General features: G+C 64.3%; 18 protein-coding genes. 11 read left to right on the forward strand and 7 right to left on the reverse strand.

The features are described 5' to 3' along the window. Window positions 1–39 precede the first annotated feature (39 nt). The 3 genes from LPJ38_RS21800 (at window position 40) to LPJ38_RS21810 (ending at window position 4,305) form a co-directional block, all read left to right on the forward strand. The gene (locus LPJ38_RS21800; RefSeq protein WP_145641152.1) at window positions 40–1,014 is read left to right on the forward strand and encodes an IclR family transcriptional regulator; all 975 of its coding nucleotides are present in this window, start codon (window positions 40–42) and stop codon (window positions 1,012–1,014) included. Then, window positions 944–2,503 carry an acyl-CoA carboxylase subunit beta gene (locus LPJ38_RS21805; RefSeq protein WP_145641150.1) on the forward strand — a complete coding sequence of 520 codons (1,560 nt, stop codon included), beginning with the start codon at window positions 944–946 and terminating at the stop codon, window positions 2,501–2,503. Before LPJ38_RS21800 ends, LPJ38_RS21805 begins: the two co-directional genes overlap by 71 nt. A 107-nt stretch (window positions 2,504–2,610) precedes the next feature. Then, on the forward strand, window positions 2,611–4,305 hold the full coding sequence (locus LPJ38_RS21810) for a GMC family oxidoreductase (protein ID WP_145641147.1): 1,695 nt from the start codon (window positions 2,611–2,613) through the stop codon (window positions 4,303–4,305). Window positions 4,306–4,539: 234 nt separating this feature from the next. Here the strand turns inward: LPJ38_RS21810 and LPJ38_RS37970 are convergent, their stop codons facing one another. Next, the gene (locus LPJ38_RS37970; RefSeq protein WP_283811495.1) at window positions 4,540–4,671 is read right to left on the reverse strand and encodes a hypothetical protein; all 132 of its coding nucleotides are present in this window, start codon (window positions 4,669–4,671) and stop codon (window positions 4,540–4,542) included. Between LPJ38_RS37970 and LPJ38_RS21815 the strand changes: the two genes are divergently transcribed. Genes LPJ38_RS21815 through LPJ38_RS21825 form a run of 3 tightly spaced genes read left to right on the forward strand, consistent with a single transcriptional unit; the run spans window position 4,670 to window position 7,296 of the window. After that, the gene (locus tag LPJ38_RS21815; RefSeq protein WP_145641145.1) at window positions 4,670–6,079 is read left to right on the forward strand and encodes a TadE/TadG family type IV pilus assembly protein; all 1,410 of its coding nucleotides are present in this window, start codon (window positions 4,670–4,672) and stop codon (window positions 6,077–6,079) included. The two genes, LPJ38_RS37970 and LPJ38_RS21815, sit on opposite strands and share 2 nt — an antisense overlap. A 12-nt stretch (window positions 6,080–6,091) precedes the next feature. Continuing rightward, window positions 6,092–6,643, forward strand: coding sequence for a TadE/TadG family type IV pilus assembly protein (locus LPJ38_RS21820; protein WP_061848484.1), 552 nt, complete (start codon window positions 6,092–6,094; stop codon window positions 6,641–6,643). After that, a complete protein-coding gene (locus LPJ38_RS21825; protein WP_145641179.1) occupies window positions 6,643–7,296 on the forward strand; it encodes a TadE/TadG family type IV pilus assembly protein in 654 nt (217 codons plus the stop codon). The genes LPJ38_RS21820 and LPJ38_RS21825 overlap by 1 nt, the downstream gene beginning before the upstream one ends. Before the next feature lie 7 nt (window positions 7,297–7,303). On the opposite strand, the gene LPJ38_RS21830 is transcribed toward LPJ38_RS21825, so the two are convergent. Together LPJ38_RS21830 and LPJ38_RS21835 are read right to left on the reverse strand one after the other, a co-directional pair. Then, the gene (locus LPJ38_RS21830) at window positions 7,304–8,773 is read right to left on the reverse strand and encodes an FAD-binding oxidoreductase (RefSeq protein WP_145641143.1); all 1,470 of its coding nucleotides are present in this window, start codon (window positions 8,771–8,773) and stop codon (window positions 7,304–7,306) included. 156 nt (window positions 8,774–8,929) lie between these two features. Beyond that, window positions 8,930–9,892, reverse strand: coding sequence for a LysR family transcriptional regulator (locus tag LPJ38_RS21835; protein WP_145641141.1), 963 nt, complete (start codon window positions 9,890–9,892; stop codon window positions 8,930–8,932). A 126-nt stretch (window positions 9,893–10,018) separates the two neighbouring features. Here LPJ38_RS21835 and LPJ38_RS21840 point away from each other — a divergent pair, with 126 nt between their 5' ends. From LPJ38_RS21840 to LPJ38_RS21850, 3 genes are read left to right on the forward strand one after another with little or no spacing between them, the layout of a single operon-like run. Beyond that, window positions 10,019–10,978: a hydroxymethylglutaryl-CoA lyase gene (locus LPJ38_RS21840; protein WP_145641139.1), complete on the forward strand. Its 960-nt coding sequence runs from the start codon at window positions 10,019–10,021 to the stop codon at window positions 10,976–10,978. Then, window positions 10,975–12,189 carry a CaiB/BaiF CoA transferase family protein gene (locus LPJ38_RS21845; protein ID WP_145641137.1) on the forward strand — a complete coding sequence of 405 codons (1,215 nt, stop codon included), beginning with the start codon at window positions 10,975–10,977 and terminating at the stop codon, window positions 12,187–12,189. The genes LPJ38_RS21840 and LPJ38_RS21845 overlap by 4 nt, the downstream gene beginning before the upstream one ends. A 55-nt stretch (window positions 12,190–12,244) precedes the next feature. After that, window positions 12,245–13,240, forward strand: coding sequence for a Bug family tripartite tricarboxylate transporter substrate binding protein (locus LPJ38_RS21850; protein WP_158644801.1), 996 nt, complete (start codon window positions 12,245–12,247; stop codon window positions 13,238–13,240). Between the two features lie 353 nt (window positions 13,241–13,593). Here LPJ38_RS21850 and LPJ38_RS21855 read toward each other — a convergent pair whose 3' ends face one another. The 3 genes from LPJ38_RS21855 to LPJ38_RS21865 all read right to left on the reverse strand — a co-directional run bounded on the left by LPJ38_RS21855 (window position 13,594) and on the right by LPJ38_RS21865 (window position 17,288). Beyond that, complete coding sequence (locus LPJ38_RS21855) at window positions 13,594–14,889, reverse strand: MFS transporter (RefSeq protein ID WP_145641133.1); 1,296 nt, start codon at window positions 14,887–14,889, stop codon at window positions 13,594–13,596. A 111-nt stretch (window positions 14,890–15,000) separates the two neighbouring features. Beyond that, entirely contained in the window at window positions 15,001–16,197 is a 1,197-nt protein-coding gene (locus tag LPJ38_RS21860; RefSeq protein WP_145641130.1) for an acetyl-CoA C-acyltransferase, read from the reverse strand. Window positions 16,198–16,517: 320 nt separating this feature from the next. Continuing rightward, window positions 16,518–17,288, reverse strand: coding sequence for an enoyl-CoA hydratase (locus LPJ38_RS21865; protein WP_145641127.1), 771 nt, complete (start codon window positions 17,286–17,288; stop codon window positions 16,518–16,520). A gap of 155 nt (window positions 17,289–17,443) precedes the next feature. Here LPJ38_RS21865 and LPJ38_RS21870 point away from each other — a divergent pair, with 155 nt between their 5' ends. Beyond that, window positions 17,444–17,971: a PaaI family thioesterase gene (locus LPJ38_RS21870; RefSeq protein WP_145641125.1), complete on the forward strand. Its 528-nt coding sequence runs from the start codon at window positions 17,444–17,446 to the stop codon at window positions 17,969–17,971. A 69-nt stretch (window positions 17,972–18,040) separates the two neighbouring features. Continuing rightward, window positions 18,041–18,655 carry a TetR/AcrR family transcriptional regulator gene (locus tag LPJ38_RS21875; protein WP_145641123.1) on the forward strand — a complete coding sequence of 205 codons (615 nt, stop codon included), beginning with the start codon at window positions 18,041–18,043 and terminating at the stop codon, window positions 18,653–18,655. A 110-nt stretch (window positions 18,656–18,765) separates the two neighbouring features. Here LPJ38_RS21875 and LPJ38_RS21880 read toward each other — a convergent pair whose 3' ends face one another. Further along, the gene (locus LPJ38_RS21880; RefSeq protein WP_145641121.1) at window positions 18,766–19,674 is read right to left on the reverse strand and encodes a LysR family transcriptional regulator; all 909 of its coding nucleotides are present in this window, start codon (window positions 19,672–19,674) and stop codon (window positions 18,766–18,768) included. Between the last annotated feature and the right edge of the window lie 64 nt (window positions 19,675–19,738).

A 19,738-nucleotide genomic window follows, 5' to 3' on the forward strand; every position in this document is an offset into this window, starting at 1 on the left:
GGAATTTAATTCCGCAGAGCGGAACAAGCGGTGGGGAACATGGGACGACGATCGGAGCGGTTGAGTAGGCAAGGCGCGCTCGCTGGCGACGCCGGTGAAGGTGATGTCATCCAGGTGGTGTCGCGCGCGTTCGACGTGTTGCGATGCTTCGAGGGCCACGAGGCGCGACTCGGCAATCTCGAGATCTCAAATCGCTGCGGTCTGCCGCGCTCGACGGTGTCGCGGCTCACGCACACGCTGACCCGCATGGGTCAGCTCGTCTATCTGCCGCGCGATCAAAAATATCGAATCGGCCCGAGCGCGGTGGCGATGAGCGCCTCGATGATGAAGGGCGCGCAGCTGCGCAGCATGATCCGCCAGCGGTTGCAGGAGGTCGCCGAGCAGCTTCCCGGCACGGTGGGCTTCGTCGTGCCCGATCGTTTCCATCTCGTCTATCTCCAGTTTGCGCGCTCGGCGAGCGCGCTCGGCCTGCACGAGGGCACTGGCAGCCGCATCTCGATGGCCTCGACCGCGGCAGGCGCGGCCTACACCGCAGCACTGGCGCCTGAGATCGGCGATGCCTTCATCGCCGACATGGAGAGGGAAGCCCCCGAGGCTGCGAAGATTCTCAAGCCCCGCATCGAGGCCAATCGGCAGTCGCTGCGCGAGCGCGGCTATGTCGTGGCCTGCGGCTTGTGGAGCCCGCATATCAACGGGCTCGCGGTGCCGATCTGGTCGCCGCAATATCAGACCTTCGTGGTCATCACGATCGGCCTGCTCTCGGCGATGTATGACGAGCAGCGCCTGCACGACGAAGTCGCGCCCCTGATGCTCACGCTCGGCCGCTCGCTCGGCAGTCTGATGGAAGGCGCCGAAGGCGACGTCTTCAACAACCGTATCTCGCGTAAGCCGGTCGCAATGGCCGTGCACAACAATAACAAGCCGATCAATTCGGAGGGAGTGAATGAACTGGAAGCCGGAACTCGACGAGCTCGCCCGGCGCGAAGCCTTCGCGCGGGAGATGGGCGGCGTTGAAAAGGTCAAGCGACAGCATGACCAGGGCCGGCTGACTGTTCGGGAGCGCATCGACGGACTGATCGACAAGGGAAGCTTTCACGAGATCGGTGCCGTCTCCGGCATCGGCGAGTACGATTCCAGCGGCGAGCTGAAGAAGCTGACACCGGCCAACTGCGTGTTCGGCCGGGCGCGCGTCGACAGCCGCACGATTGTCGTGGTCGGCGATGATTTCACCGTGCGCGGCGGCTCGGCCGATGCGTCCATTTCCGCAAAGCCGCTGATGGCGGAGGAGATGGCGCACGACTTCCGCCTGCCCATCGTCCGCATCATCGAAGGCTCCGGTGGCGGCGGTTCGGTCAAGACCATCGAGACCAAGGGGGCGGCGAATCTGCCCGGCGGAATCGGCGGCACGCGCTGGTATCGCTTCACGACGGAGAATTTGTCGCGCGTGCCGGTCGTAGCACTCGGCCTCGGCTCGGTGGCGGGCCTGGGGGCCGCGCGGCTGGCTGCCAGCCATTATTCCATCATGACGAGGAAGTCCGCGATGTTCGTCGCAGGGCCTCCGGTGGTGAAGGCGCTGGGGCAGGACCTTTCGAAGGAAGAACTCGGCGGTGCCGACATCCAGACCCGCGCCGGCGCGGTCGATCATGCCGTCGACACCGAAGAAGAGGCGTTCGCCTGCGCGCGGCGATTCCTGTCGTATCTGCCGTCCTCGGTCTATGAGCTGCCGCCGACCCTGCCGTGCAGGGACGATCCGGAGCGTGGTGAAGAAGCGCTGTTGAGCGCGGTGCCGCGCAACCGCAAGCAGGTCTACAAGATGCGGCCCATCATCGAGGCCGTCGTCGACAAGGGCTCGTTCTTCGAGGTCGCCAAGAATTTCGGCAAGCCGATCATTGTCGGTCTCGCCCGGCTCGAGGGCAGGGCGGTGCTGGTGCTCGCCAGCGACAGCTTCCACTACGGCGGCTCCTGGACGGCGGATGCGTGCCAGAAGGTGGTGCGCTGGGTCGATTTCGCCGAGACCTTCCATCTGCCGGTCGTCTATCTCATGGATTGCCCCGGCTTCATGATCGGCCTCGATGCGGAGAAAGCCGCCACCATCCGCCACGGCGTCCGTGCCATGGCCGCGGTGAACCAGACCACCGTGCCCTGGTGCACAGTGATCCTGCGAAACGCTTTCGGCGTCGCCGGCGTCGTGCATCAGCCGGCCGACCGCTTCTCGATACGCTACGCTTGGCCGTCCGCCTATTGGGGCTCGTTGCCGCTGGAAGGCGGCATTGAAGCTGCCTACCGCGCCGACATCGACGCGGCCGAGGACAAGGCGGGCAAGCTCAGGGAGATCGAGGATCGCCTCAACAAGCTGCGCTCGCCGTTCCGCTCGGCCGAGAAATTCTGGGTCGAGGAGATCATCGACCCCAGGAAGACGCGGTCGCTGTTGTGCGAGTTCGCGCGCCTCGCCGAGCCGCTGCGCAAGGCCGGCCCGCCGGAGAATTTTTCGATCAGGCCGTGATGTTCAGCCATCATCGCGGCTGCGACGATCTTCGCGGCCGCGATGGCGTGACCGCGAAACAAGTACGCGCTACGTTCCCCCAATTAGAACAAGAGGACGCGCCAATCGTGTTTGACTTCATCATCGTGGGCGGCGGCTCGGCGGGCTCCGTGCTGGCCCACCGGCTCTCCGCAAAGAGCGCCAACAAGGTCCTGCTGTGCGAAGCCGGACAGGACACGCCACCCGGCAACGAGCCGGCCGAGATCAGGGACAGCTATCCGGGCACGGCCTATTTCGATCCGCGCTTCCACTGGACCGAGCTCAAGGTCACCACCCAGATCGTCAGCCACAACAATCCGAATGAAGGCCGTCCGCCTTTGCGCAAATACGAGCAGGCGCGGGTGCTCGGCGGCGGCTCCTCCATCAACGGCCAGATGGCCAATCGCGGCGCGCCGACCGATTACGACGAATGGCAGGCGCGCGGCGCCGAGGGCTGGTCGTGGGCCGACGTGCTGCCCTTCTTCAAGAAGGTCGAGCGCGATCTCGATTTCGACGGGCCGTATCACGGCAAGGACGGCCGGATCCCGGTCCGCCGCATCCCGCGGGAGCACTGGACGCGGCATTCGGAGGCGTTCGCGCAAGCCTTCGAGCAGGCCGGCCATCAATTCGTGCCCGACCAGAACGGCGAGTTCATCGACGGCTATTTCCCGGTGACGCATTCCAACCAGGCCGAACAGCGCGTCTCGGCCGCGATGGGCTATCTCGATCGCGACACCCGCAAGCGCGCCAACCTCACGATCTCCACCAACACCCAAGTCCGCGAGTTGCTGTTCGAGGGCACGCAATGCGTCGGCGTGAAGGCGATGGTCGACGGGCGCGAGCAGGAATTCCGCGGACGCGAGATCATTCTCTCCAGCGGCGCGATCCACTCCCCGGCGCATCTCTTGCGCGCCGGGATCGGGCCGGTCGGCCATCTCAAGGATCTCGGCATTCCCGTGCGGATGGGGCTGCAAGGTGTCGGCCAGCGCCTGATGGATCATCCCTCGATCTCGCTGTCGTCGTTCGTTCGCCGCGGCGCGCGCATGAACGCGCACACCAGGCGCCACATGCAGCTCGGCCTTCGCTACTCGTCGGGCCTTGCGGGTGTGCCGAAGGGTGACATGTTCGTCGTGCTGCTCTCTAAGTCGGCCTGGCATGCGGTCGGCGAGCAGATCGGCTCGCTCTTGACCTTCGTCAACAAGACCTATTCCGAAACCGGACAGGTCAAGCTTGCTTCGCGCGATCCGTCAGCAGAGCCGATCGTCGAGTTCAACCTGCTGTCCGACCGGCGCGACCTCGATCGCCTGATGAGCGGCTTCCGCAAGATGGCGGCCATTCAAATGAGCGACATCGTGAAGAAGGTGACGGACAAGCCATTCCCGGCGGCCTATACCGACAAGGTCCGCAAGATCGGCGTGGTCAACACCAGGAACAAGATCCTGACCAAGATTGCCGCAACGTTGATGGACGGACCGGCAGTGCTGCGTCACTATATGATCGACAATTTCGTGGTCGAAGGCTTCACCTTCGATCAGGTGATGAACGACGACGAGGCGCTGGAGGCCTTCGTGCGCAAGGCGACCATCGGCGTGTGGCACGCCTCGTGCTCGTGCCGCATGGGCCGGGCCGACGACCCGATGGCCGTGGTCGACAACCAGGGTCGGGTCAAGGGCGTGCAGGGCCTGCGCGTCGTCGACGCCTCGATCTTCCCGGTGGTGCCGTGCGCCAACACCAACTTCCCGGTCCTGATGTCGGCGGAAAAGGTCGCTGCTGCGATGCAGTGAAGGGCAAGCGGTCCTGGGTGATCAGCGGCCGGTTCGCCGGTGCAGCTCCGATCCCACCGCCGTTCAAGCCAGGATGTCCTAAGTCAGGACAGGCTGCCGGCAGCTTGGCCTGTGGCCGGTTCGGCCTTGCCGCAGTCTCTATGATCGCCTTTAGGCGACGTTAATGATGCCTTCTCAATGCGATAGATCGCGCCCCGCTGCAGTCCATGTTTGTCGGGTTGCCGTAAGCGTTGATTAAGAAGGCCACACCCATATTTCGGTCGGCGATACGCGGAGGATCGGCAGCAGGATAGCTGCGCCCCCGTCGTGTCTTGAGATTTCAGGAAGTGTTTTTGCCGCAAAGCCGGCAATCAGGATGAAGGTCATGCTCCGCCGCGTAGTGCGCCATTTCGCGAGAGATCGGAAGGCCAACGTCGCCATTATCTTCGCGCTCATGATGGTGCCGATCATCTTTCTTCTGGGCATGACGCTCGACTACACGCTTGCCTTGCGCAAGCGCGAGCAATTGGACGCCGCCGCTGACGCAGCCGCGATCGCAGCCGTGCGACCCTCGATGCTGACGCAGACCGACGCGGCCGCCGTCAGGGCGACCGCGGAAGCCGTGTTCGCTGCGAAGGCGAACCTTCCCGGCTTGTCGTCGGTGCCGACGCCCACGGTCACGATCACGGATTCCGGTCTCGCACGGACCATCACGGTTGCCTACACCGCACAGTCCATCAACAATTTTCCCGGCGTTCTCGGCAAGCAGACCTGGCAGGTCAACGGTTCCGCCACGGCGCAGGCGTCCAGCGCGCCCAACATGAACTTCTATTTGCTGCTGGACGTGTCTCCGTCGATGGCGCTTGGGGCAACGCAGGGCGACATCGACAAGATGATTACGGCGACGAGCAGTCAGCCGGCTTACGCGAGGAACTGTGCGTTCGCCTGCCATGAGATTCATCCCAACAACCAGAACCCGAGCTCATCGAACAAGGACAATCTCACCGTCGCGCGCGCCAACAACATCACGCTGCGCATCGATCTCGTGACCAATGCCGTCAAGCAGTTGATCGTGGGGCCCTGGACGTGTCCCCAGTCGGGTGTTTCGGGCGGTGTCATGCAATGCATGGCCGCGCTCAACAACACGACGTACAAGGCTGCTATCTACACTTTCGATTACAAGTTGAACACGGTCCAGACGCTGACCACACCGACGACCGCGGGCACGCAGATCAGCAACATTAAGCTCATGCCGGTCGATCACCAGAATTGCGTCATCATCAACCAATGTTCTACCGACTACGGCTCGGACATTGCCGGCGGGCTGACGAGCGTGAACAACATCATGCCCGCGCCGGGCGGCGGTACCAATCAGTCCGGCGACACGCCGCAGGAGGTGGTGTTCCTCGTCACCGACGGTGTCGAAGACAAGCTGATCCTGAAGTCGGCAAGCTGCGATCCGAACGCCACCTATCCGCTTCCGACGGTCGGCAGCACGCAAGTGCGATGCCAGCAGCCGCTCAATACGGCGGCCTGCACGACGATCAAGAACCGGGGCATTCGCATCGCGGTGCTCTACACTGAGTACCTGCAGTTGCCGACGGATGGTTGGTACAACAGCCGTATCGCGCAGTTCAACAATCCGTCCTCATCCACGGGCCAGATCGCGCAACGGCTGCAATCATGTGCTTCGCCGGGTTTGTACAAGAGCGTCAAGACCGGTGACGACATCTCCGCGGCACTGACGGACCTGTTCCTCAAGGTCGCATCCAGCACGGCCAGCCTTGTGAAGTAGAGAACACGCGTCATGATCGGCCACGCCGCAACGACCAAGAGACGCCGCGACCGCTGTGCCGCCTTTGCGCGAGACAGCAGGGGCGCGACGGCCGTGGAGTTCGCGCTGGTCGCTGCGCCGTTCCTCGCGCTCATCATCGCGCTGATCCAGACGTTCCTGGTCTTCTTTGCCCAGCAGATGCTCGAGTCCGTCGTGCGCCAGTCGGGCCGCCTCGTCATGACAGGGCAGGTTCGATCTGCGCAGATGAGCCAGGCGGTTTTCAAGCAGAAGGTTTGCGACCAGATTGTGATCCTGTTCAATTGCAACGGCTTGATGGTCGATATGCAGGTCGCGACTTCGTGGACCTCGGCGAACACGGGAATGCCCAGCCTGACTTACGACGGCTCGGGCAAGGTCAGCAATACCTGGCAGTACAACTACGGCGACCGCGGCGATATCGTTGTGCTCCGCGTCATGTATGAGTGGCCGGTCGTCCTCGGGCCGCTCGGTTTCAACCTCTCGAACCTCAGCAATGGCAATCGGCTGATCATGTCGACCGCCGCGTTCCAGAACGAGCCATCATGATGATGTCCGCCCTATCGTCTCGCGCCCGGCACCTGTTCGCCGATAACCGCGCCGTCGCAGCGACGGAGTTCGCCATGGTGGTGCCGTTCATGCTGGTGCTCTATGTCGGTGGCGTCGAGCTCGGCAACGGCCTTGCCATGAACGTCAAGGTCAGCTCAACCGCGCACAGCGTCGCCGACATGATCACGCAGAACACGGCTGTCACCACGTCTCAGATGGAAGGCATTCTCGCGGCGTCGAGCGCCATCATGGCTCCCTATCCAATCAAAAAGGGTAGCACCTCCTTGATGACGATCACGGTCTCGGGCGTGTCGACCGACAGCAGCGGCAAAGCAACCGTGCAATGGAGCAAATCCACAAGCTCCACGGGGGCGCGAGCCGTCGGTCAGCAGATGACCTTGTCGAACTTCACCGGGCCGAGTGGCACCAGCAACGCCAATATCTCGCTGGTTCTGAGCGAGGTGTCCTACGACTATACGCCAAATCTGGGCTTCACCATCGCCGGGACCGTAAAGCTGTCGGACAGCTACTATCTATTCCCGCGCTGCTCGACGAACGGACCGGCCACCTCGAGCTTTCCCTATTACGACGTAAAGTATCCGGCGACCTCCACCTGCACCTGCGTCCAGCATTTGCAGCAGAAGACCTGTTGATCCCAGGTCACAGCCGCAGCACCTTGCCGGGATTCATGATGTTCTGCGGATCGAGCGCGCGCTTGATGGTGCGCATGATGTCGAGCTCGGTCTTGGAGCGGTAGTGGCCGAGCTCGTCGAGCTTGTCGATGCCGATGCCGTGCTCCGCCGAGATCGAGCCGCCCATGGACGTGATGAGGTCGTTCACGGCCCGCGTGATGGCGCCCTTGTACTGGGTCAGGGTCTGCTGATCCATGCCCACCGGCCCCATGAACGAGAAGTGCAGATTGCCGTCGCCGATGTGTCCAAGGGGGTAGGGGCGGATGGTCGGGAGAATATCGAGCACGGCCGCAAGCCCCTTGTCGATGAAGACAGGTATTTTGGAGATTGCCACCGAGACATCGTAGCTCAGTCCCGGCCCCTCGGCCCGGGAAGCCTCGGCGACACCCTCGCGGATGCGCCACATGTTGCGGGACTGGCTGACCGTTTGCGCGATCGCGGCATCGAGCACGCGGCCGGCCTCGAGCTGATCGGCAAGGAACTGCTCCAGCTTCTCGGACATGCCCTCGGCCCCGTCCCGGCGTGGGCGCACGGACGACCATTCAAGCAGGAGATACCACGGCGTGTCCGCCTTCAGCGGATCCTGCGTGCCGGGAATGTGGCGCAGCACCATGTCGATGGCGGCGCGGCTCATCAGCTCGCAGGAGCTAACATTGTCTTCGGATGCCGCGTGCGCCTCGGACAGGATCTCCAGAGCCGCACGCGGATCGCGGATCGCCAGCCACGCGGTGCTGACATCCTTCGGTGCCGGCCACAGCTTGAGCACCGCCTTGGTGATGATGCCGAGCGTGCCCTCGGCGCCCATGAACAGGTGCTTGAGGTCGTAGCCGGTATTGTCCTTCTTGAGGGCGCGCAATCCATCCCAGACATCGCCATTGGGCAGGACGACCTCGAGCCCCAGCACGAGATTGCGGGCATTGCCATAACGCAGCACCTGCACGCCGCCGGCGTTGGTCGACAGATTGCCGCCGATCATGCAGGAGCCCTGGGCGCCGAGGCTGAGCGGCAGGAACCTGTCGTGCCCCGCCGCCGTCTCCTGGAGCGTCTGCAGCACACAGCCGGCCTCGACCGTCATCGAATAGCCGACGGGATCGACATTCAGCACCCGGTTCATGCGGCCCAGCGACAGCACGATGCCGGTGTGCGCCGGCCAGGGCGTCGCGCCTCCCATCAGTCCGGTGTTGCCGCCCTGCGGCACGATGGCAACGCCGTGCTCATGACAGAGCCGGACCACTCTCGATACTTCCTCGGTGCTGCCGGGACGAACGACGGCTCCGGCACCGCCGACCAGCAGTCCCCGCCAATCCGTCACGAACGGCTGCTTGCCGTGCTCGTCCTCAATCAGGCCTTTCTCGCCCACGATCGCACGCAGCGCGTCGCGCATCTCGGCGCTCAAGGGTGTGGTCGGAATGATCGGGTCGGAGGACGGAGCAGGCATTTGTTTTCCCCTGGGTACATCTTGGCGTGTACTGCGCACGTGACGTGCGTCGGACCATTGTTCACGTTTGGAGCTTGGAGTCTAACGGCAAAATCGCCTGAACTTGTGGACCGGTGCGGCGGCTGCCAATCCGAGCCGCAGAGGAAGCAATGACGATCAGGCCGCCGCGCCGGAGCGTCTCTTGTGTCGTTCGATCTTTTTCGCGGGCCATCGTCGTTCGTCGACGGCCGCGCGGACCACTTCCGTCACGGTCTTTCGTACCTCGAGGAACGCCTTGGTTTGCGGCCGGTCTGCGAGAGCCACCAGCGCAAGCGAACGCGAGAGAGGGGGATCGACGATGCGGCGCGCGTGATATTTCTCCGCCGCGATGTCTGCAAGAACCGTCGCGCGGGAGAGGATTGCGCATCCCAGGCCGGCTTCGAGCGCCATTCGCAGCGCCGAAAGAGAATCGACCTCGAGCGTTTCGCTCGGGACAATCTGATTACGGAGAACCTGAGTCTGGATGATGGCGCGCGATGCCGGCAGGGGCGTCAGTCCGAGCACGCTATTCCGTGGAATGGCGGAAAAGGCGATCGGACTGCTGGATCGGCCGATCAGGCTCGGACGTCCCACGAGGTAAAGGTCTTCCTCGTGCAGCCACGCCACGTCCAGGCGGGCATCGCGCGGCGGATTATACGCCAGCGCGAGATCGATCGTGCCAGAGAAGACGCGCTCGATCAGCGCCGGTGACAGCGCTTCGACGACCGTCAGGTGCACCGCGGGGGAGTGCTTGCGGACCGCCTTCATGAGATCGAGTGCGACCATGGAGATCGCAGTGTGGCTGAGGCCGAGGCTCACCGGTCCCGTTGCTGCCTCGTTATAGGTCCGCACGTCCTCCTCGGCCTTGCCGAGGCTCGCGAGCAACGCGCTGCCGTGCTCGTAGAGACGGCGACCCGCCGCGGTCAAGGCGACGCCGCGCGGCCGCCGTTCCAGCAGCTTTACGCCGAGGTCGGCTTCGAGAGCCGCAACGTGGTGGCTGAGCGCGGACTGCGCGATGTTGAGGGTCTCGGCGGCCCGCGACAGCACGCCCGCGTCGGCAATCGCGATGAAGTATCTGATCTGTCGCAATCCGAGCGCCATCGCGCCTGCTCCCTGTCGATCTAATTATCAGATCACAATGATCTTCATATTATATTTGTCAGATGTCATTGCCATCGGCAAGCTCCTGCAAAGAGCCTACAAGAGCGGCGTCGGGAGTGTCGCGGCATGGACTTGCCGAGCAGGATCGTCATCACTGAGGAGGGACCGCGCGAGGGCTTTCAGATCGAGCCTGGGCCGATCACGACCGCGGACAAGATCGCCTTGATCGATGCTTTGTCGGTGACCGGTCTTTCGCAGATCCAGGTTGCGTCCTTCGTCAATCCCAAGCACGTGCCGGGCTGGGCCGACGCCGAGCTGGTCGTCGCGGGCTTCGCTCCGCGCGTGGGCGTCTCCTACACGGCGCTCTGGTTCAACGACAGCGGATTGCAGCGCGCCTTGGCGTTCAGGGGAAAGCTCACGCTTGCTGGGTTCATCTCGCTGAGCGCCTCCGAACCGTTCGCACTTCGTAATCTCAATCGTGACCGCGCCGGGCAGATCGAGGCCATGCAGAACTATGCGCGCCTGCACTGGCAGGCGGGTGTTCCAATTGCCAAGATCATCGTCATGGCCGCGTTCGGCTGCAATTTCGGCGGGGACGTGCCTGCGGCGAAGGTGGTCGAGACCGTGTCTGACGGACTCTCGATCGCGCGCGAAGCCGGCATCGAGGTGCGCGAGGTTTCGCTTGCGGATTCGATGGGTTGGGCCACGCCGCGGCGGGTCGCCGCCGCCGTCGGCGCCGTACGCGATCGCTGGGAGGATCTGCGGATCGCGCTGCACTTGCATGACACCCGCGGTCAGGGCATCGCCTGCGCCTATGAGGGGCTGCGGCTCGGCGTGACCGCCTTCGATGCCGCGGTGGCCGGGCTGGGCGGCTGTCCGTTCGCTGGCCAACCGGGCGCACCCGGCAACATCGCCACCGAGGAGCTGGCGCTGCTGTGCGAGGAAATGGGCATCGCCACAGGCCTCGACATCGAGGCGCTGATCGAAGCCGGACGCCTTGCCGAGCGGATCGTCGGACGCCGCCTGCCGAGCGCAGCGTTGCGGTCGGGCACGCTCGCCTCATTGCGAAGGAAAGTTGGGCCATGACGTCCGCGAAGCCGCTCGCCGGATTGAAGGTGCTGGATTTCGGCCACACCATCATGGGGCCCTGCGCGGGCGTTCTGTTCGCCGATCTCGGCGCGGACGTGGTGAAGATCGAGCCTGCCAACGGCGACCCGACCCGCCAGTTGCCGGGCTTCGCAGCCGGTTTCTTCGCGACCTACAACCGCAACAAGCGCTCGATTGCGATCGATCTGAAGCGGGCGGAGGGACAGGCCATCGTCCATCGGCTGGTGAAGGACGCCGATATCGTGTTGGAGAACTTCGGACCTGGGACGATCGAGCGGCTGAAGTGCGGCTGGGACGATCTGCGCAAGGTCAATCCGCGGCTCGTTTACCTGTCGATGAAGGGCTTCCTGAAAGGTCCTTACGAGAACCGGGGCGCACTCGACGAAGTGGTGCAGATGCAATCCGGTCTCGCCTATATGACGGGACCGCCCGGCCGGCCGTTGCGCGCGGGCGCGCCCGTAATCGACATCCTCGGCGGCGTTTTCGGGGTGGTGGCAGCATTATCTGCGCTGCGCGAGCGCGATGTCACAGGCATCGGACAGAAGGTATCGAGTTCGCTGTTCGAGAGCGCGACCTTCATGCTTGGTGCAGTCGTCGTCGGCAGTGCCGTCATCGGCGGTCCGATGCCGCCAATGCCGGCCCGGAAGAATGCCTGGGGAGTATACGACGTCTTCTCGGCATCCGATGGCGGTCAGATCTTCATCGGATGCACCTCCGACGGGCATTGGCAACGCTTCTGCGACGCATTCGGTTTCGCCGACTGGCGCGACGATCCGAGACTGATCGGCAACGCCAATCGATGCGAGGCGCGCGAATGGATGCTTCCCGAACTGGAGCAACGAATCGCGCGACTGCCCCTCGACGAGATTCTTGCCAAATGCGAAGCCGCCCGAGTGGCGTATTCGCGGGTAGGACGGCCGGATGAACTGTCGGTCGACCCGCATTTGCTCGTCAATGGCGGACTGCTTGCGACGGCCATCGCCGGGTTTGGCGGCGGGCCGCTGGTCGGAATTCCGGCGCTTCCGGTCGAGTTCGGCGACGCGCGCGAGCGGCCGGGCCTCGAACGTCAGCCGCCTCGCGTTGGCGAGCATAGCGATGAGATCCTGGCCGCGGCCGGATACTCGGCGCGTGAGATCGGCGATTTCCATGCCGCCGGCATATTGGGAGCGCCCACGAACGTGCCTGCATAGAAAACGGAAAAGAAGAGTGGGCGGAGCCACCATCTGCAACAGGAGGGAACGGACCATGGTGTCGCGCAAACTGGTTCAATGGAAGGGGCTTATTGCGGCAGGCGCGATCGCGCTGCTTGGGCTGAGTGCGGTGGCGGGGCCCGTGAGGGCGCAAGCCTATCCTGCGCGGACGATCACGATTCTGGTCGGCTATTCCGCGGGAGGCCAGGCCGACGCGCTCGCGCGGATCATCGGCAAGCAGCTCGGCGAGACCTTCAAGGTCTCCGTCGTGATCGAGAACAAGACTGGCGCCAACGGCATGATCGCTGCGCAGGCGGCGGCGCGGGCCGAGCCGGACGGATACACGGTGCTGATGGTGACGGATGCGATGCTCACTATCGACCCGCATCTTGCGTCCAGCAATCATTTCGATCTTTCGAAGGCGATGGAGCCCGTCGTCAGCGTCGCCTGGTCGCCTCTGTTGCTGGCCGCGGCGAAAGATTTGCCTGCCAGTTCCGTCGCAGACCTCGTGGCTCTCGGCAAGCAGAAGCCGCAGGCGCTGAGCTTTGGCAGCTCCGGCGCTTCAACGCCGCATCGCCTCGCCGGCGAGATGTTGCAGAAATCCGGCGGGTTCACGATGATCCACATTCCTTACAAGGGGACGGCGGCGTCGGTCAGCGATCTCCTTGCGGGACAGATTCCGTTGATCTTCGGCGCGCCGACGGCCGTGGAGCCGCTGGCGACGGCAGGACAGGTCAAGCTGCTCGGCGTCACGTCCGAGCAGCGCTACCCAATGTTGCCTGGCGTGCCGGCCATCAGCGAGACGTACCCCGGCTTCAAGATCATCAGTTATATCGGCTTGATGCTTCCGAAGCAGACGCCGGCGCCGGTGATCGCGACCCTCAACAAGGAGATCAATGCGATCCTCGCGACCGAGACGATGCGTGGATGGCTCGACAAGCAGGGCATGGTTGCAACGGGTGGCACCCAGGACGATTTCAAGCGTCAGATCGACATCGACTACAAGGCGCGGGGCGAGCTTGTCCGCGCGCTTGGCATCACGGGCGAGTAGCCCATGCCGCGGACGCTGTTTGAGAAATCTGGCAATCAGCGGAAAGGACGTTGCGCTGTCGATCATCTCGCGCTTCTCCGAGAGGGTCGACCGGGTGTTCCGCCGCGCGGGCTTCGAATGGCACGAGTCCGGGTGCTCCCTCTGTGCGGCGCTCGGGCCCGCGTCGTCGGCCGCGGCAAGCGCCGTGCCTTCACGTCGAACCGGAACTTCGAGAACCGGCAAGGCCCGGGATCAATCACCATCTGATGAGCCTGCCGATGGTTGCGGCTGCAGCCGTCAACGTGCGATCATGGATGCATCTCCAGGATCGGTGACGCCGCGGTGTTCGGCGTCACCACCACGACGATCCGGTATTAGGCCATCGCTGGCTTCGGCTCGGCCTTGGGTTGCCGCGACAGCGCCAGCACGATCAGCGCGGCGAACACGCACAGCGCACCGGCGATGAAGAAGGCGGGCAGATAGCTCTGATAGACCGTCCGCGAGAAGCCGGCGCCGAAGGCGGCTGCGCCAGCACCGAGCTGGTGGCCGGCAAAGATCCAGCCGAACACCAGATTGGCGCGCTCGGGCCCGAATTTATGCGCGGTGAGCCGCACTGTCGGCGGCACCGTGGCGATCCAGTCGAGCCCGTAGAACATCGCGAAAACCGAGAGGCCGTAGAACGAGAAATCGCTGAACGGCAGGAAGACCAGCGAGAGCCCGCGCAGGCCGTAGTACCAGAATAGCAGCCAGCGATTGTCGTAGCGGTCCGACAGCCAGCCCGACATGATGGTGCCAAAGAAGTCGAAGATGCCCATCGCAGCCAAGAGGCTCGCCGCCTGCACCTGCGGGATGCCGAAATCGAGGCACATCGGGATCAGGTGCACCTGGACGAGGCCGTTGGTCGAGGCACCGCAGACGAAGAAGGTCGCAAACAGGATCCAGAACGCACCCGACTTCGAGGCGTCACGCAAGGTACCGAGCGCAACGCCCGTGATCGACCCGTGGCTGACCGGCGGGGCGGGCAGGGGCGCGGTGCCCTCGTCGCCGAACGGGCGCAGCCCGACATCGCTCGGCCGGTCGCGCATCGCAAGCAGCACCGCCAGCGACGAGATGACGAGCATGATGCAGACCAGACCAAGCGCGAGACGCCAGCCATAGCGTTCGGTGAGGCTTGCCAGCAGCGGCAGGAACACTAGCTGGCCCGTCGCAACGCTCGCGGTCATGATGCCGACGACGAGACCGCGTCGTGCGGCGAACCAGCGCGTGGCGATCGTCGCACCGAGCACCAGCGCTGTCATGCCGGTGCCGATCCCGATCACCACACCCCACAGCGCGATGAGCTGCCAGACCTCGGTCATGCCGAGCGAGAGCACGAGCGCCGAGACCACGATGAGCTGTGCCGCCAACGTGACATTGCGCAGGCCGTAGCGGTTGAGCAGGGCGGCCGCGAACGGCGCCATCAGCCCGAACAGGATGAAGCGGATCGACAGCGCGGAGGAGATCTCCGCCGTGCTCCAGCCGAACTCCTTCTGCAGGGGAACGATGAACACGCCGGGCGCACCGACCGTTCCGGCGCTGATCAGTGCGGTGAGGAAGGTGACGCCGACCATCACCCAGCCGTAATGGATATTGCGGCGGGAAAGCGCAGCCGCGAGCCAGTTCGAGATCATTGGGCCTCGGTATTGATAAGCAGGCCGCAACAGGCCTGCGTCAGTTTGAAGAATGGCACGGGACGTGTCTGTCGCAAATGACAGAGTTCCCTCGTTTACGGACTTTTCGCGTCAGTGCGCCGGCCGCTCGACCGCAATCGCCGTGGCTTCGCCGCCACCGATGCAGAGCGCCGCGATTCCGCGCCTGAGGTTCTGCGCTTCGAGCGCATGCAGCAGCGTCACGATCAGCCGTGCGCCGGTCGCGCCGATGGGGTGGCCGAGGGCGCAAGCGCCGCCATTGACGTTGAGCTTGTCGCGGGGAATGCCGAGATCACGCTGCGCCGCCATCGCGACGACGGCGAACGCCTCGTTGATCTCGAACAGGTCAACATCGGAGGCAGCCCAGCCGACCTTGTCGAGCAGCTTGCGGATCGCCGGAATCGGCGCAGTGGTAAACCATTGCGGCTCCTGGCTGTGGGTAGCGTGGCCCTTGATCTCGGCCAGAACCGGCAGCCCGCTGCGATCGGCGAGCGAGCGTCTGGACAGTACCAGCGCGGCGGCGCCGTCGGCATTGGCAGAGGAGGCCGCCGGCGTGATGGTGCCGTTGGCACGGAATGCCGGCTTCAACCCGGGGATCTTCGCGGGATCGACCTTCAGCGGATGCTCGTCATTGGCGATGACGCGGGGACCTGCTTTCTCCGTCAGGGTGATCGGCGCGATCTCGGCCTTGAACGCGCCGCCGTCGACGGCCTTGCGCGCGCGGCTGAGCGTCTCCATCGCATAGGCGTCCTGGTCCTTGCGGGTGAACTGGTAGGCTTCCGCGGTGGCCTCGCCGAAATCGCCCATGGAGCGGCCGGTCTCGTAGGCGTCCTCCAGCCCGTCCATCATCATGTGGTCGATGATGCGGTCGTGGCCGGCGCGATAGCCGCCGCGTGCCTTGGCGAGCAGATAGGGCGCGTTGCTCATGCTCTCCATGCCGCCGGAGACGACGATCTCGGCCGAGCCGGCGCGGATGATGTCGTGCGCCAGCATGGTCGCCTTCATGCCGGAGCCGCAGACTTTGTTCACCGTGGTCGCGCCGGTGGCATCGGGCAGGCCCGCCGCGCGCGCCGCCTGCCGCGCGGGTGCCTGGCCCTGTCCGGCCGGCAGCACGCAGCCCATGAAGACTTCGTCGATCTTCTCGGGGGCAAGCTTGGCGCGCTCCAGCGCAGCGCCGATCACGTGCGAGCCGAGCTTGTGCGCGGGGAGCGGCGACAACTCGCCCATGAAGCGGCCAAGCGGGGTGCGGGCGGCGGAGACGATGACGACGGGATCGGCGGCTTCGGCCATGACGGAACTCCGTGCGGTAACGAATAAGATTATGATCATCATATGATGCGGCGCAAAAAATGCAACCACGCTCGGGATGAGAAAATGTCGTGGGTCGGATGAGATTTGTTCGTTCGATTGAGGAGGTGAGCAAATGGGCTGCTCCTGTGGGTACAACCGTCGTCCCACACGACCCTGTCATTGCCCGCGAAGGCGGGCAATCCAGTATTCCAGAGGCCGTCGTGTTTAAGCCGAAGCCGCGGCGTACTGGATGCCCCGGTCAAGCCGGGGCATGACACCTTTCGCTTGGAGGGCGCCCCATTGGCGCAGAGGCGATAGGCCTACCGCTTCCGGTTCACGAACGCCTGCATCAACCGCGTCGGCTCATCCGTCAGAAACGACTCGCCGAACACCTTGACGCTCAAATTCACCGACTCCGTCAGCGGCAGTTCCTCCCATTGCCGCAGCAGCGCCTTCTGCGACCGCAACGCTTCGGGGCCGCAAGCGAGCAGCGCTTTCACGAGGTGCTCGACCTCGGCATCGAGCCCGCCTTCCGGCGCGACCTTGTCGACCAGGCCCCAGGCCAGCGCCGTCGGTGCGTCGATGTTCTCCGCCGTCATGACCAGCCAGCGCGCGCGGGCCCAGCCGATCAGGCGCGGCAAGAGCGCGGCGTGGATCACCGAGGGGATGCCGACGCGGACCTCCGGCATGCCGAAATGCGCATCATGGGCGGCGATGCGGAAGTCGCAGGCGGCGGCGACCTCGAGCCCGCCGCCGAGGCACCAGCCCGGCATGCGTGCGATGACGGGGGCGGGGAACTGGCGCACCGCCTCGCAGAGATCGCGCAGGCGGCTGATGAAGGCCTCGGCTGATCTTCGGTCGAGCTTGGCCATCTCCTTGATATCGGCACCGCCGATCATGCTCTTCTCGCTCTGGCCGCGCAGCACCACGACGCGGATGCTGCGGTCAGATGCGAGCTGCTGCAGGCCTTCGCGCACGGCATCGGTGACGGGCGAGCCGAGAATGTTGAGCGAGCCGGCATTGCAGATCGCGACATGAACGACGCCGCGGGCATCACGCGTGATGCCGCAGTGTTGATTGAGCATTTCCATCGTTTGATCTCGAAAGATTTGGTGGTGTTGGGCCGCCTATGGGTGTCCGGATCAGTTCCGTGCTGAAACGAGTCCTTTGTCAAGCGGGCACGTCGCGTTGTTGCAAGTGCGAAGTCCGTCGTATAGTATGACGATGATCATATAACGAGGTGCCTATGAGCGACGTCGTCCAACTCGACCTGTTTTCGCCCGAACAGCGCCGCGAGCGCGTGGTGGACTGGCAGGTGCCCGCGCCGGTCGCGAAGGTGGCGATGGGCCTGTCGGGCATGGACGCCATGCTGGGCATCCGCGACGGGCGGCTGCCGCCGCCGCCGTTCGCAAAGCTGATCGGCTTCACCATGGCCGTGGTCGAGCCGGGCCGGATCGTCATGGAACTGGAGCCGCGCGAGGATCTCGAAAATACCATCGGTCTCCTGCACGGCGCGACCGCGGCGGCGCTGATCGATACCGCGATGGGATGCGCTATCTCGACCCGGTTGGAAGCAGGGCAATCGTCCGTGACGCTCGACCTGAAGATGACCTTCCTGCGTCCGCTCTCGGTCCGCTCGGGGTTGATCTCGGCCGAGGGCAAGGTGATCAAGCTGGGACGCCAGACCAGCTATACCGAAGGCTTTGTGCGCGACGGCAAGGGCGCGCTCGCGGTCCATGCAACTGCAACCTTCTCCATGATCGGCATAACTTAACATGAATTAATGCACCCATCTCGGCATTTGCGTGTTATGAGATGATCTCCGACATCCAATGAGACCCGCATGCGTTATTCCCGAGAACACAAGCAGGAAACCCACGACCGGATCGTGAAGAAGGCCTCGGTGCGGCTGCGCGAGAAGGGCGCCCATGGCATCGGTGTCGCCGACCTCATGAAGGAGGCGGGCCTGACCCATGGCGGCTTCTACGCACATTTCGATTCCCGCGAGGCGCTGGTGATCGAGGCCTTCGCCTATGCCATGGATCGCTCCATGGACCACTGGCGCAAGCTCACCGATGAGGCCACGCCCGAGAAGCGGTTGGCCTTGGTCGCGGAGAGCTATCTCTCGGCGCTGCATCGCGACAATCCCGGCCATGGCTGCTCGATCCCGGCGCTCGGCGCGGAGATTGCGCGCGAAAGCCCGAAGACGCGCAAGGCCTTTGCCGGCAAGCTCGACGAAATGATCGAGATGATGACCGACTACATTCCCAACCTGCCGCGCAAGGCGGCGCGCAAGCAGGCGATCGCGACATTGGCGACGATGGCCGGCACCATGCTGCTGGCGCGCATTGCCGGCTCCAGCGAACTGTCGGACGAGGTGCTGAAGGCGGGCAGGGACAGCGCGCTCGAGGGCGCCAAGCGCGAGCCGAAGGTCGCGGTGAAGAAGACGAAGAACTAGGCGAGGTGCCGTAGGGTGGGCAAAGGCGCGGCAGCGCCGTGCCCACGTCCTTTCCGTGATTGCAGAGATTGGTGGGCACGCTTCGCTTTGCTCACCTTACGATAGCGGTTTTACCGCCCCGCAAACAACGCCCGTTCGCGGTCCACGATCTCGCCGATGTAATCCGCCACCGCCCGGATCCGCGCGAGATCCTTGCTGTCGGCGTGCATCAGCATCCAGAACGTCCGCGTGATCGAGATCTCCTCCGGCAGCACCGCCACGAGCTGCGGATAGTCGCTCGCCATGAAATGCGGCAGCACCGCGATGCCGAAACCGGAGAGCGTGGCATTGAGCTGCGCGATCAAATTGGCGCTGCGGAAGCGTGCGGAAATCTTCGGCGACACCTGCGGCAGATAGTCTAGCTCCGGCGTGAACAAGAGTTCCTCGATATAACCGACGAAGCGGTGCTGCGGCAGGTCCTGCCGGGACGCGATCTTTGGGAAGCGGTCGAGATAGGCGGGCGCGGCATAGAGCCCGAGGCGGTAGTCGAGCAGCTTGCGGCCGACGATGCGGCCCTCCTTCGGCATGGTCAGGCTGATGGCGATATCGGCCTCGCGTTTGGACAGGCTGAAAAGTCGCGCGGTGGCCACGAGTTGCAGGTCGAGATCGGGATAGCGGTCCGCGAAGGGGGCCAGCCGCGGCGCCAGGAAGGCGGTGCCGAAGCCGTCGGGTGCGCCGATCCGCACGGTGCCGGTCAACCGCGCCACCGAGCCGCCGACCTGCTCCTGGTTGGCGACGATGGTCGATTCCATCGCTTCCGCGCTGTCGGCGACGCGCTGGCCGGCCTCGGTGAGGAGATAACCGGTCTTGCGCCGGTCAAACAGCTTGGCAGACAGGTGCTTCTCCAGCCGGTCGACGCGGCGGATCACCGTGGCATGGTCGACCCCGAGCTGTTTTGCCGCAGCCGACACCGAGCCGCCCCGCACGATGGCCAGCACGAAGCGAAAGTCGTCCCAGTCGATGCTACCTTGATCCAGCATTTTCGCACATCTATGGTGCAATATCTCAGACTTGAATCCCAATAAATGCAGGTCGATAGGATTT

The organism is Bradyrhizobium daqingense (genome assembly GCF_021044685.1).
GTDB lineage: Bacteria > Pseudomonadota > Alphaproteobacteria > Rhizobiales > Xanthobacteraceae > Bradyrhizobium > Bradyrhizobium daqingense.

What these genes read in the sequence shown, in the direction of transcription:
- LPJ38_RS21800 (WP_145641152.1), top strand. Translation starts at nt 40, where the DNA reads ATGGGACGACGATCGGAGCGGTTGAGTAGGCAAGGCGCGCTCGCTGGC.
- LPJ38_RS21805 (WP_145641150.1), top strand. Translation starts at nt 944, where the DNA reads ATGAACTGGAAGCCGGAACTCGACGAGCTCGCCCGGCGCGAAGCCTTC.
- LPJ38_RS21815 (WP_145641145.1), top strand. Translation starts at nt 4,670, where the DNA reads ATGCTCCGCCGCGTAGTGCGCCATTTCGCGAGAGATCGGAAGGCCAAC.
- LPJ38_RS37970 (WP_283811495.1), bottom strand. Translation starts at nt 4,671, where the DNA reads ATGACCTTCATCCTGATTGCCGGCTTTGCGGCAAAAACACTTCCTGAA.
- LPJ38_RS21820 (WP_061848484.1), top strand. Translation starts at nt 6,092, where the DNA reads ATGATCGGCCACGCCGCAACGACCAAGAGACGCCGCGACCGCTGTGCC.
- LPJ38_RS21825 (WP_145641179.1), top strand. Translation starts at nt 6,643, where the DNA reads ATGATGTCCGCCCTATCGTCTCGCGCCCGGCACCTGTTCGCCGATAAC.
- LPJ38_RS21830 (WP_145641143.1), bottom strand. Translation starts at nt 8,773, where the DNA reads ATGCCTGCTCCGTCCTCCGACCCGATCATTCCGACCACACCCTTGAGC.
- LPJ38_RS21835 (WP_145641141.1), bottom strand. Translation starts at nt 9,892, where the DNA reads ATGGCGCTCGGATTGCGACAGATCAGATACTTCATCGCGATTGCCGAC.
- LPJ38_RS21840 (WP_145641139.1), top strand. Translation starts at nt 10,019, where the DNA reads ATGGACTTGCCGAGCAGGATCGTCATCACTGAGGAGGGACCGCGCGAG.
- LPJ38_RS21845 (WP_145641137.1), top strand. Translation starts at nt 10,975, where the DNA reads ATGACGTCCGCGAAGCCGCTCGCCGGATTGAAGGTGCTGGATTTCGGC.
- LPJ38_RS21850 (WP_158644801.1), top strand. Translation starts at nt 12,245, where the DNA reads ATGGTGTCGCGCAAACTGGTTCAATGGAAGGGGCTTATTGCGGCAGGC.
- LPJ38_RS21855 (WP_145641133.1), bottom strand. Translation starts at nt 14,889, where the DNA reads ATGATCTCGAACTGGCTCGCGGCTGCGCTTTCCCGCCGCAATATCCAT.
- LPJ38_RS21860 (WP_145641130.1), bottom strand. Translation starts at nt 16,197, where the DNA reads ATGGCCGAAGCCGCCGATCCCGTCGTCATCGTCTCCGCCGCCCGCACC.
- LPJ38_RS21865 (WP_145641127.1), bottom strand. Translation starts at nt 17,288, where the DNA reads ATGGAAATGCTCAATCAACACTGCGGCATCACGCGTGATGCCCGCGGC.
- LPJ38_RS21870 (WP_145641125.1), top strand. Translation starts at nt 17,444, where the DNA reads ATGAGCGACGTCGTCCAACTCGACCTGTTTTCGCCCGAACAGCGCCGC.
- LPJ38_RS21875 (WP_145641123.1), top strand. Translation starts at nt 18,041, where the DNA reads ATGCGTTATTCCCGAGAACACAAGCAGGAAACCCACGACCGGATCGTG.
- LPJ38_RS21880 (WP_145641121.1), bottom strand. Translation starts at nt 19,674, where the DNA reads ATGCTGGATCAAGGTAGCATCGACTGGGACGACTTTCGCTTCGTGCTG.